The following is an 11,630-nucleotide window of genomic DNA, read 5'->3' on the forward strand; positions in this document are numbered from 1 at the left end:
AAAGGTACTGTCGTGCGCTGTGAAGGTCACCGTTCTCGTCGGGGGGGTCGGCGGCGCCCGGTTCCTGCTCGGCGTCCAGAAACTACTGGGTCTGGGCCAATTCGCCGAATCCCCAGCTGACACCGGGGCCGACGCGCACGAACTGACCGCGGTCGTCAACGTCGGCGACGACGCCTGGATGCACGGGGTGCGCATCTGCCCCGACCTGGACACCTGCATGTACACCCTGGGCGGCGGCGTCGACCCCGAGCGCGGCTGGGGTCACCGCGACGAAACCTGGCACGCCATGGAGGAGTTGGCCCGTTACGGGATGCAGCCGGACTGGTTCGGCCTCGGCGACCGCGACCTGGCCACCCATCTGGTCCGTACCCAGTCGCTACGCGCCGGTTATCCCCTGACAGAGGTGACTTCGGCGTTGTGCCAGCGTTGGCAGCCGGGCGCGCGGCTGTTGCCGGTCACCAACGACAGCTGTGAAACGCACGTCGTCATCACCGACCCGGCCGACGACACCCGGCGCGCAATCCACTTCCAGGAATGGTGGGTGCGCTACCGCGCCCAGGTTTCCACCCACGGGTTCGGCTTCGTGGGCGCAGAGAAGGCCACGGCCACAACGGAAGTCGTCGATGCCATCACCGGCGCCGGCATCGTCCTGCTGGCGCCCTCCAATCCGGTGGTGAGCATCGGCGCCATCCTGGCCGTTCCGGGTGTCCGCGCGGCGCTGCGCTCCACCGCGGCACCGATCGTCGGTTACTCCCCGATCATCGCAGGTAAGCCGTTGCGCGGCATGGCCGATGTCTGCCTGAGCGTGATCGGCCTGGACTCCACCTCTCGAGCCGTCGGCGAGCATTATGGCGCCCGCAGCGGAACCGGGATCCTGGACTACTGGCTGGTACACGAGGGCGAGTCCGCCCATGGCGACGACATCGCCGGCATGACCGTAAGCGCCGCCCCGCTGTTGATGACCGATCCGGCCGCCACGGCCGAGATGGTCCGCACCGGAATGGATCTCGCGGGGGTGTCACCATAAAGGGGCAGGGCGAGCACGGTAGCGCCGCCAAGGTCGAGATCTTGCCGGTGACCGGCTTGGGCGAGTTCCGCCCCGGCGACGATCTGGCCACCGCACTGGCCGAGGCCGCCCCATGGCTGGCCGACGGCGACATCGTGGTCGTCACCAGCAAGGTGGTGTCCAAGTGTGAGGGCCGCATCGTTCCGGCGCCGCACGACGCCGAGGCACGTGATGCATTGCGCCGCCAACTGGTCGAGGCCGAGGCGGTACGCGTGCTGGCCCGCAAAGGCCGCACCTGGATCACCGAGAACCGCCTCGGTCTGGTGCAGGCCGCCGCCGGTGTGGACGGCTCCAACGTCGGCTCCGACGAACTCGCGCTGCTGCCGGTCGATCCCGACGGCAGCGCCGCCGCGTTGCGCGCCGGGCTGGCCGAGCGTCTGGGGGTCAGCGTGGCGGTGCTGATCACCGACACCATGGGCCGCGCCTGGCGCCACGGCCAGATCGACCTCGCGATCGGGGCGTCGGGCCTGTCGGTGCTCAACGGCTATGCGGGATCCGTCGACCGGCACGGCAACGAACTGGTGGTCACCGAAGTGGCCGTCGCCGACGAACTCGCCGCGGCCGCCGACCTGGTCAAGGGCAAGCTCACCGATGTTCCAGTGGCGGTGGTGCGCGGCGTTACCAGCCCCGACAACGGTTCCACCGCCGCCGCACTGGTGCGTTCCGGCCCGGAAGATCTGTTCTGGCTCGGTACCGCCGAGGCTATCGAGGTCGGACGCGGCCAGGCGCAACTGCTGCGCCGCTCCGTGCGCAGCTTCGCCGGCGAGCCCGTTCCGGCGCAACTAATCACCGACGCCATGGCCGAGGCGCTGACCGCGCCGGCCCCACACCACACCCGCCCGGTCCGGTTCGTCTGGCTTCAGACCCCGAGCGTGCGCACGCGGCTGCTCGATGCCATGGCGCAGCAGTGGCGATCCGACCTGACCGGTGACGGCAAGTCCCCCGAGTCCATTGAGGCCCGGGTCTCACGTGGCCAGATCCTTTATGACGCACCTGAAGTCGTCATCCCGATGATGGTCCCCGATGGCGCCCACCACTACCCCGACGCCGCCCGCACCGCCGCCGAGCACACCATGTTCACGGTTGCCGTGGGCGCCGCCGTCCAGGGGCTGTTGGTGGCACTGGCGGTACGGGGTGTGGGCAGCTGCTGGATCGGTTCGACGATCTTCACCCCCGAGTTGGTCCGCACCGAGCTCGATCTGCCGCCCGACTGGGAACCCTTGGGCGCCATCGCGATCGGCTACCCGACCGACCCGCCCGAACCCCGCGCACCGGCCGACGTCGGCGACCTGCTGGTGCGGCGATGAGTCTGCACGACTCCGCGGTCGCGGCACTGAGCGCTTGGGCCGCACCGGATTCCGCGCAAGACTCGCTCCGACATGCGGTGCTGGCGTTTCTGGCTGCCCGCCCCGACGCGTGCCGGCGTGAATGCGTTCCCGGCCACATCACCGCGTCGACACTGGTGCTCGACCACACCGGTGAGCACGCGCTGCTGACGCTGCACCCGCGGGTAGGCCGCTGGCTACAGCTCGGCGGGCACTGCGAGGACACCGACCCCGACATCGTCGCCGCCGCCCTGCGCGAAGCCACCGAGGAATCCGGCATCGCCGAGCTGCGGCTGGATCCGGCACTGGCCGCCGTGCATGTGCATCCGGTGACCTGCTCGCTGGGTCTGCCGACCCGGCACCTGGACCTTCAGTTCGTGGCGCACGCGCCCGCGGGCGCGCAGATCGGAATCAGCGACGAGTCGCTTGCCCTGCGCTGGTGGCCGGTGGATGCGCTGCCGCCGGACGCCGACGACGCGCTGGCGCATTTGGTGGCGCGGGCCGTCGCGGCCGCCTGATCCAGGCGTTGACTCTGCGTCTACTGCGGGAAAGTTCGAGAAGGGTGCGCCCTGAGCGCAGAGTCAGCGGAAAGCCGGCTCACACGTCGGACGAGTAGCGGATCCCGCAGTCCGGGATCGACACCCCGGGCCACACCCGGGCCCCGCGCAGCAACTCGCAGCGGGCCCCGATGTCGGCGCCGTCGCCGATCACCCCGTCACGGATCAGCGCCCGCGGACCGATTCGGGCGCCGAACCCGATGATCGAGCGTTCGATCACGCTGCCGGCCTCGACTTTCACGCCGTCGAAGATCACCGCACCGTCCAGCCGGGCGCCCGGGCCGATCTCGGCGCCTCGCCCCACAACCGTGCCGCCGATCAGGACCGCGCCCGGCGCCACCGAGGCGCCGTCGTGCACCAGGGCCTCACCGCGCTGCCCGCCCAGTGCCGGTGACGGCGCGATGCCACGCACCAGATCCGCCGAGCCCCGCACGAAGTCCTCCGGGGTGCCCATGTCGCGCCAATAACTGGTGTCCACGTAGCCGCAGACCTTCACACCGTCGGCCAGCAGCGCGGGGAACACCTCGCGTTCCACCGAAACCGGGCGTCCCCGCGGGATGCGGTCGATGACCTCCCGGGACAACACGTAGCAACCGGCATTGATCTGGTCGGTCGGCGGGTCCTCGGTCTTCTCCAGGAACGCGGTGACCCGCCCGTCGCTGGTGGGCACGCAGCCGAAGGCCCGCGGGTCGCCGACTCGTACCAGGTGCAGGGTCGCCTCGGCACCCTGCTCGCGGTGGTAGTCGTGCAGCTCGGTCAGATCGGCCCCCGACAGCACATCACCGTTGAACACCATCGCGGTGTCGTGGCGCAGCTTTCCGGCGACGTTGGCGATGCCGCCGCCGGTGCCCAGCGGCTCTTCCTCGGTCACGTAGTCGATCTGCAGACCCAGTGCGGCTCCGTCACCGAATTCCTCGGCGAAGACCTCCGGCTTATAGGACGTGCTGAGGATCACGTGCTCGATGCCGGCGGCGGCGATCCGCGACAGCAGATGAGTGAGGAACGGCAGACCCGCGGTCGGCAGCATCGGCTTGGGCGCCGACAGGGTGAGCGGCCGCAGCCGAGTCCCCTTGCCGCCCACCAGGACGACCGCGTCGACTTGGCTCAGTGTCACGGGTGCCCCTTCGTCAGTTTGCGGCGGGCGTTACGCACCGCCAATTGTGAGCGCACCGCCAGCGCGCCCCGCATGGTCCAGCGCAGCGGGGCCCGCCACCAGCCGGGGTGTCGGTCGGCCAGGTAGGTGTAGGTGCTGCGGTGGTGGGCGGCCAGGTTGCGTGCCGGATCCTTGCCGGTGGCGTGGCCCTTCTGGTGCAGCACCTCGGCCTCGGGCACGTAGACGTTGAGCCAGCCGGCCTTGGCCAGGCGGTCCCCCAGGTCGACGTCCTCCATATAGAGGAAGTAGCGCTCGTCGAAGCCGCCGATGGCGTCGAACGCGGCGCGGCGCACCAGAAGGCAGGCGCCCGAGAGCCACCCCACCGCCCGCTCGCTGGGCTCCAGCCGCTCCTGCCGGTAAGCGCGGGTCCACGGATTGTTGGGCCACACCGGGCCGACCACAGCGTGCATCCCGCCGCGGATCAGGCTGGGCAGGTGACGCGCCGAGGGATACACCGAACCGTCCGGTTCCCGGATCAGCGGACCCAGCGTCGCCGCCCGGGGCCAGCGCGCGGCCGCATCCAACAGGGCCTCGATGCTGCCCGGACCCCACTGCACGTCGGGGTTGGCCACGATGAGAAATTCGCTGCGTTCGCCGTCCTCGGCGTCGAGCAGCGCCACCCCGGCATTGACCGCTCCGCCGTAGCCCAGGTTGGCCCCGGTATGCAGCAATTGCACGTTGGGATAGCGCTGCGCGGCTTCCTCCGGCGAACCGTCGGTAGATCCGTTGTCGGCCATCACCACCCGCACCGGGCGATCGGTCGCCAGCGACAGCGATGCCAGGAAGCGGTCCAGGTGCCAGCCCGGCGAATAGGTCACCGTCACCACCGGTAGCGCCTCACTCACGGCGTAGAGGTTATCTGGCCACGGCGGCGGACAGTGCATCGCTCCACCGGCGCAGCGGTGTCAGGCCGGCGCGCGCCGACTCGGCCCCCGACAACGCGGAGTAGGCGGGCCGGGCGGCCGGGCGCGGATGCGCCGCACTGCTGACCGGCCGCACCCGGTCCGGATCGGCGCCGACGGCGGCGAACACCGCACGGGCCTGTTCGTACCGGCTCGCGGCACCGGCGTTGGCGGCATGCAACACCCGGGCACTGGGCGGTGCGGCCGCCAGCGCCAGCAGCGCATCGACGAGATCGCCGACATAGGTCGGGGATCCAATCTGGTCGTCAACCACCTCCACGTCCGCATCGCCCGCGGCCCGCTCGCGCATCACCGCGACGAAGTCGGAGCCGCCGGCAGCGCCGGTGTAAACCCAGGCGGTGCGCACCACCAGGGCATCCGGCGAAGCTGCCAGCACCGCGTTCTCACCAGCCAGTTTGGTGCGGCCGTAGACCGACAGCGGCCGGGTGGCTTCCCCCGGCTCGTACGGGCGGGGCGCGGCGCCGCCGAAGTCGCCGTCGAAGACGTAGTCGGTGGAGATGTGGATCAGGCGGGCACCGGCTCGCGCGCTGGCGGCGGCCAGGTGACCCGGTCCAGTGGCGTTGACGGCATGCGCCCGCTCGGCATCCTGCTCGGCGGCGTCCACGTTGGTGTAGGCCGCACAGTTGATCAGCACGTCACCGGGCCGCAGGTCCACGGCGTCCACCGCGGCGGCCTTGGTGATGTCGCACTGGGCCGACGTCAGTGCCAGCACGTCATGACCGGCCTCCGCGGCGCGTTTGGCCAGGAAGGTGCCGACTTGGCCGCCGGCGCCGGTGATCACAATCCGCTGCCGAGTACTCATGACCGTCGAGCTTATGCGGCGGTTCCAGCTTCGCCTCTCCTCCGTCGAGGCTCGCTAAACCACCGGTCTGGCACGCCGCACCCGGCTACCGGCGATACAGCAGTTACGCAAGTAATCTGAAGTGATGCCTGCGCAACGTGTGATTCGTGTGATTGCCACGGTGGCAGCCGTCGCCGTCGTCTTGGGTACCGGAGTGGCGTGGAGTCAAGTCCGGTCGTTCGAGGACGGCATCTTCCACGTCTCGTCGCTGGCCCTGGGCAACGGCGGATCCGATGGCGCGGTCGACATCCTGCTGGTCGGGATGGACAGCCGCACCGACGCCCACGGCAATCCGCTGACCCCCGAAGAGCTGGCCGCACTGCGCGTCGGGGACGACGAAGCCACCAACACCGACACGATCATCCTGGTCCGGATCCCCAACAACGGGAAGTCGGCCACCGCGATCTCGATCCCCCGCGACTCCTACGTCGCGGCACCCGGCCTGGACAAGACCAAGATCAACGGCGTGTACGGGGCCACCCGACTGGAGACCGCCGACGCGCTCGTCGAATCCGGAATGGACCCGGTCCAGGCCCAGGCGCGCGGTACCGAAGCGGGCCGGGAGGCCCTGATCAAGACGGTGGCCGACCTGACCGGAGTCACCGTCGACCACTACGCCGAGATCGGACTGCTCGGGTTCGCACTGATCACCGATGCCCTGGGCGGCGTCGACGTCTGCCTCCGGGAGCCGGTCTACGAAGAGCTCTCCGGCGCGGACTTCCCGGCCGGCTGGCAGCGACTCGGTGGCGCCCAGGCGCTCAGCTTCGTGCGACAGCGCCACGAACTCCCGCACGGCGACCTGGACCGGGTCCGGCGTCAACAGACGGTGATGGCGTCGCTGGCGCACCAGGTGATCTCCGGAAAGACGCTGTCCAGCCCCGGCACCCTGTCGCGGCTGCAGGCGGCGGTACAGCGGTCGGTGGTGCTGTCGGCCGGGTGGGACGTAATCGACTTCGTCACGAAAGCCCAAGACCTGGCCGCGGGCAAGGTGGCGTTCGCCACCATCCCGGTGCTCGAGGAGTCGGGCTGGAGCGACGACGGTATGCAAAGCGTGGTGCGTGTCGACCCCGACCAGGTGGCGGACTGGGTCGCGGGGCTGCTGCACGATCAGGACGAGGGCAAGACCGAACAACTGGCCTACAACCCGGAACAGACCACCGCCAGCGTGCTCAACGACACCGACATCAACGGCCTGGCCGCCGCGGTTTCCGGCGTGCTCAGCGCCAAGGGCTTCGGCACCGGAGCCGTGGGAAACAACGAGTCCGGGCATGTGCCCACCAGTCAGGTGCAGGCCGCCTCGGCCGACGACCCCGGCGCACGGGCGGTGGCCAGGGACCTCGGCGGATTGCCGGTGGTGTCCAATGAGTCGCTCCCGGCCGGCGCCGTCCGCGTCGTGCTGGCAGGCGACTACACCGGGCCCGGATCGGGCATGGGCTCCGGGGGCGCCAGCGCGCAGGCGGCCGGCATCTCCAGCTACGACGACGGCGAGGCACCCCAAATCCCCGTTGCGTCACCGATTCTGACCGCGGGTTCCAACGATCCCCAGTGCGTGAACTAACGTCGCTGCGGTGACCAACCTCAGCTCGGCGATCCTTGACCCGATCATGCGCGCCGACCCGGTGGGGCCACGGATCACCTATTACGACGACGCGACCGGGGAACGTATCGAGCTGTCCGCGGCGACGCTGGCGAACTGGGCCGCCAAGACCGGCAACCTGTTGCGCGACGAGCTCGGCGCCGCAGCCGGCAGTCGCATCGCGGTGTTGCTCCCCGCGCACTGGCAGACGGCGGCGGTGCTCTTCGGCGCCTGGTGGATCGGGGCCGAGGTGGTGCTCGGCGATCCGGACGGCGATGCCGATGTCGCATTGTGCACCGCCGACCGGCTCGCCGAGGCCGACGCGGCGGTGGCCGCCACCGGCGGCGAGGTGGTGGTGCTGTCCCTGGATCCGTTCGGCCGGCCCGCCCCCGACCTGCCGGTGGGCGTCACCGACTATGCGACCGCCGTGCGGGTGCACGGCGACCAGATCGACGCCGAGCGCGCCCCCGGCCCCGCCCTGGCCGGATCGTCCGCCGACGATGTGCTGGCCTCGTGCGAGAAGTGCGCGGCGGCACTGGGTTTGACGTCGTCGGATCGGGTTTGGTCGACCAATAGCTGGGACAACCCGACCGAGCTGATCGACAACATGTTGACGGTGTTCGCCGTCGGCGGGTCGCTGGTCCAGGTCGCCAACCCCGATCCCGACCTGCAGGAGCGCCGCCGGGCCAGCGAGAAGGTCACCCGACATCTGAGCTGACCGACGGTCGACAGACCATCGGTCGCACACTTCGCGAGCCATGACTCATGCATAAATGCTTATATGCTGATACGCTTGCCCGCAAGAACCCGCCGTACGAAGAGGAGATGACTCATGGCAGTGCAGGGATTGCTGGTGAAAGCGGCGTCGACGGTGTTCACCGGACTGGTTGGCGTGAGCGCCTATGAGGTGGCCCGCCGGGCACTGGCGAAAGCTCCGCTGCACGAGGCAGCGGTGACCGCCACCGAGTGGAGTCTGCGCGGAACCCGGAGGGCCGAAGAGGTCGCCGAGTCGGCACGGCTGAAGGTGGCCGACGTCGTGGCCGAGGCCCGCGAGCGCATCGGCGAGGAGGCCACCCCGCCGGCCGCGGCCGTCGAGCACGACCACGACCACTGACCGACCGGCGCCGAGGATGGGGAGCGCAGCGATGAACAGCAGCGCCATAGCAACCGTGCCCGCCGGCGATGAGCTGACCGTCATCTCCGACGCGGCCGGCCGGATGCGGGTGCAGGTCTCGTGGGTCCGCGGCGATTCACGGCGTGCGGTGGCCGCCGAAGAGGCCGCCGGCCGCGTCAACGGCGTACGTACCGTGCACGCCTATCCGCGTACCGGCTCGGTCGTGGTCTGGTACTCCCCCAAGCGGAGCGACACCGCAGAGATCCTGGCGGCCATCGCGGCTGCGGCCACCGTCGCAGCCGAGCTGATCCCGGCCCGCACGCCACGCTCGGCCGACATCCGCAACACCGATGTGCTGCGCATGGTGATCGGCGGCGCGGCGCTGGCGGTGCTGGGGGTGCGCCGCTACGTCTTTGCCCGGCCGCCGCTGTTGGGGCCCAGCGGCCAACTCGTCGCGACCGGCGCCACGGTCTTCATGGGTTATCCCTTCCTGCGGGGCGCACTGCGCTCGATCCGGTCCGGCAGGGCCGGCACCGACGCACTGGTGACCGCCGCGACCGTGGCCAGCCTGGTGCTCCGGGAGAACGTGGTCGCACTGACCGTGCTCTGGCTGCTCAATATCGGTGAGTACCTGCAGGATCTGACGCTGCGCCGCACCCGCCGCGCCATCTCGGATCTGTTGCGCGGCAACCAGGACACCGCGTGGGTCCGGTTGCCCGACGGTACCGAAGTACAGGTGCCGATCGACACGGTGCAGATCGGCGACGAGGTGATCATCCACGACCACGTGGCGATCCCGGTCGACGGCGAAGTCGTCGACGGGGAGGCCATCGTCGACCAGTCCGCGATCACCGGCGAGACGCTGCCGGTCAGCGTGATCGCCGGGGCGAGGGTGCACGCCGGTTCCGTGGTGGTGCGCGGCCGGGTGGTGGTCCGGGCCACCGCAGTGGGAAACCAGACCGTGATCGGCCGCATCATCAGCCGCGTCGAGGAGGCACAGCACGACCGCGCACCGATTCAGACGGTCGGCGAGAACTTCTCGCGGCGCTTCGTGCCGGCCTCCTTCATCCTGTCGGCGATCACCTTGGTGCTCACCGGCGATGTCCGTCGGGCGATGACGATGCTGCTGATCGCCTGCCCCTGCGCGGTGGGGCTGGCCACGCCGACCGCGATCAGCGCGGCGATCGGCAACGGTGCGCGTCGCGGCATCCTGATCAAGGGCGGCTCGCATCTGGAGCAGGCCGGCCGGGTGGACGCGATCGTGTTCGACAAGACCGGCACGCTGACGGTGGGCCGCCCGGTGGTGACCAATATCGTTGCCATCCACAAGGATTGGCAGCCCGAACAGGTGCTCGCCTACGCCGCCAGCTCGGAGTTGCACTCGCGTCACCCGCTGGCCGAAGCGGTGATCCGCTCCACCGAAGAACGCCACATCAGCATCCCGCCGCATGAGGAATGCGAAGTCCTGGTGGGGCTGGGCATCCGCACCTGGGCCGACGGCCGCACCCTGCTGCTGGGCAGCCCGAACCTGCTGCGCTCGGAGAAGGTCCGTATCTCCAAGAAGGCGGCCGACTGGGTCGCCAAGCTGCGCGCACAGGCCGAGACCCCGCTGCTGCTGGCTGTCGACGGCACCCTGGTCGGGTTGATCAGTCTGCGCGACGAGGTACGCCCAGAGTCGCGCGAGGTGCTTGAGGCGTTGCGCGCCAAAGGTGTTCGCCGCATCGTCATGCTCACGGGCGATCACCCGGAGACCGCGGCAGCGGTGGCGACCGAACTCGGCATCGACGAATGGCGAGCCGAGGTGCTGCCGGAGGACAAGCTGGCGGTGGTACGCGGCCTGCAGGACGAAGGCTACGTGGTGGGCATGGTCGGTGACGGCGTCAACGACGCACCGGCATTGGCCGCCGCGGATATCGGGATCGCGATGGGTCTGGCTGGTACCGACGTTGCGGTGGAGACCGCCGATGTCGCCCTGGCCAACGACGACCTGCGCCGACTGCTCGACGTCCGGGACCTGGGCGGACGTGCTGTCGAGGTGATCCGGCAGAACTACGGCATGTCGATCGCGGTCAACGCGGTCGGCCTGTTGATCGGCGCCGGCGGCGCGCTGTCACCGGTGCTCGCGGCGATCTTGCACAACGCGTCGTCGGTGGCCGTGGTTGCCAACAGCTCGCGGTTGATTCGTTATCGGCTGGGCTCCGAAGCGTTGGCGCCCGACCCCGCGGTGCCGTAATCTGTCTCCCGTCCCGACTGTTCCTGTCGAGCACCACCACCAGCTCCAGGGCAGTCGGGACTTTGCGTCGGTAGACGCGACGCCTCAGCGGCGTTCAGCAGCCGCAGCCCTCGCCGCGCCAGGACCGGAAGCCCTGCCACACCGAAACGGCGGCCACCCCCAGACCGATCAGCGGGTCCAGCCACCAACCGCCGGACCACTGCGCGGTGAGGGTCAGGCCGACCAGCACCGCGGCGGCCTGGATCGCACACAGGTAGTTCTGCACTCCCTCACCGACGGTCGCCGCCGAGCCGAGCCGCGTGCCGAGCCGTCGCTGAGCCCGGCCCAGCACCGGCATCACCAGCACGGCCGCGGCGGTGACCGCGATGCCGATGGTGCTGCCTTCGCTGCGATGGTCGCCGAAGAGGTGGCGTACCGATTCGGCGGCGATATAGGGCGCGTTGATCCAGAACGAGATCGCCACGCCGATCTGGGCGCGCCGCTCGGCCGTCTCGGACAGGGTGCGGGCACCGGTGAATCGCCAGATCACCACGGCCCCGGCCATCGCCTCGGGAATGGCGCCCAGCGCCCACCCAGTCAGGGCGATCGAACCGGCGGCCAGGCCCTGCCACAGACCCACCACGCCTTCGATTCCCACCAGGACCAGGCTGACCCAGGCAAGCCGTTGCGCCCACGTCGCTGCGCGGTGCCAGCCCCCATCGCGCACGACTCGAACGCCATGGGCATGCCCGGCGTGATCGTGATCGTGATCGTGATCGTGGTCGTGGTGTCCGATGGTCGTGCCCCGGGCGTCGGTCACCGGATCGGTGACGGCCGCTGCGGGGCCCACGACGCTACTGTCC

The 11,630-nt window shown here is 70.1% G+C and carries 11 protein-coding genes; 7 read left to right on the plus strand and 4 right to left on the minus strand.

The features are described from left to right. Positions 1 to 19: 19 nt before the first annotated feature. Genes cofD through ACJH5R_RS16440 form a run of 3 tightly spaced genes read left to right on the plus strand, consistent with a single transcriptional unit; the run spans position 20 to position 2,909 of the window. On the plus strand, positions 20 to 1,027 hold the full coding sequence (gene cofD, locus ACJH5R_RS16430) for a 2-phospho-L-lactate transferase (protein ID WP_406782378.1): 1,008 nt from the start codon (positions 20 to 22) through the stop codon (positions 1,025 to 1,027). Beyond that, a complete protein-coding gene (locus ACJH5R_RS16435) occupies positions 1,024 to 2,373 on the plus strand; it encodes a coenzyme F420-0:L-glutamate ligase (protein ID WP_406758200.1) in 1,350 nt (449 codons plus the stop codon). The genes cofD and ACJH5R_RS16435 overlap by 4 nt, the downstream gene beginning before the upstream one ends. Further along, positions 2,370 to 2,909 carry an NUDIX hydrolase gene (locus tag ACJH5R_RS16440; RefSeq protein WP_406758116.1) on the plus strand — a complete coding sequence of 180 codons (540 nt, stop codon included), beginning with the start codon at positions 2,370 to 2,372 and terminating at the stop codon, positions 2,907 to 2,909. Before ACJH5R_RS16435 ends, ACJH5R_RS16440 begins: the two co-directional genes overlap by 4 nt. A gap of 79 nt (positions 2,910 to 2,988) precedes the next feature. Here ACJH5R_RS16440 and ACJH5R_RS16445 read toward each other — a convergent pair whose 3' ends face one another. Genes ACJH5R_RS16445 through rfbD form a run of 3 tightly spaced genes read right to left on the minus strand, consistent with a single transcriptional unit; the run spans position 2,989 to position 5,826 of the window. Continuing rightward, on the minus strand, positions 2,989 to 4,062 hold the full coding sequence (locus tag ACJH5R_RS16445) for a sugar phosphate nucleotidyltransferase (RefSeq protein ID WP_406758115.1): 1,074 nt from the start codon (positions 4,060 to 4,062) through the stop codon (positions 2,989 to 2,991). Beyond that, a complete protein-coding gene (locus ACJH5R_RS16450; protein ID WP_406758199.1) occupies positions 4,059 to 4,928 on the minus strand; it encodes a glycosyltransferase family 2 protein in 870 nt (289 codons plus the stop codon). Before ACJH5R_RS16450 ends, ACJH5R_RS16445 begins: the two co-directional genes overlap by 4 nt. Before the next feature lie 28 nt (positions 4,929 to 4,956). Next, positions 4,957 to 5,826 carry a dTDP-4-dehydrorhamnose reductase gene (gene rfbD / locus ACJH5R_RS16455; protein ID WP_406782379.1) on the minus strand — a complete coding sequence of 290 codons (870 nt, stop codon included), beginning with the start codon at positions 5,824 to 5,826 and terminating at the stop codon, positions 4,957 to 4,959. A gap of 121 nt (positions 5,827 to 5,947) precedes the next feature. Here rfbD and ACJH5R_RS16460 point away from each other — a divergent pair, with 121 nt between their 5' ends. From ACJH5R_RS16460 to ctpC, 4 genes are all read left to right on the plus strand, one after another. Then, positions 5,948 to 7,423 carry an LCP family protein gene (locus ACJH5R_RS16460; protein WP_406758113.1) on the plus strand — a complete coding sequence of 492 codons (1,476 nt, stop codon included), beginning with the start codon at positions 5,948 to 5,950 and terminating at the stop codon, positions 7,421 to 7,423. A 10-nt stretch (positions 7,424 to 7,433) separates the two neighbouring features. Continuing rightward, positions 7,434 to 8,159, plus strand: coding sequence for a TIGR03089 family protein (locus tag ACJH5R_RS16465; RefSeq protein ID WP_406758112.1), 726 nt, complete (start codon positions 7,434 to 7,436; stop codon positions 8,157 to 8,159). A 114-nt stretch (positions 8,160 to 8,273) separates the two neighbouring features. Then, entirely contained in the window at positions 8,274 to 8,555 is a 282-nt protein-coding gene (locus ACJH5R_RS16470; protein WP_046284995.1) for a DUF1490 family protein, read from the plus strand. Between the two features lie 31 nt (positions 8,556 to 8,586). Further along, the gene (gene ctpC / locus ACJH5R_RS16475; protein ID WP_406758111.1) at positions 8,587 to 10,788 is read left to right on the plus strand and encodes a manganese-exporting P-type ATPase CtpC; all 2,202 of its coding nucleotides are present in this window, start codon (positions 8,587 to 8,589) and stop codon (positions 10,786 to 10,788) included. A 94-nt stretch (positions 10,789 to 10,882) separates the two neighbouring features. On the opposite strand, the gene ACJH5R_RS16480 is transcribed toward ctpC, so the two are convergent. Beyond that, on the minus strand, positions 10,883 to 11,494 hold the full coding sequence (locus ACJH5R_RS16480) for a cation transporter (RefSeq protein WP_406782482.1): 612 nt from the start codon (positions 11,492 to 11,494) through the stop codon (positions 10,883 to 10,885). Between the last annotated feature and the right edge of the window lie 136 nt (positions 11,495 to 11,630).

Source organism: Mycobacterium sp. SMC-19 (genome assembly GCF_045310815.1).
Taxonomy (GTDB): domain Bacteria; phylum Actinomycetota; class Actinomycetes; order Mycobacteriales; family Mycobacteriaceae; genus Mycobacterium.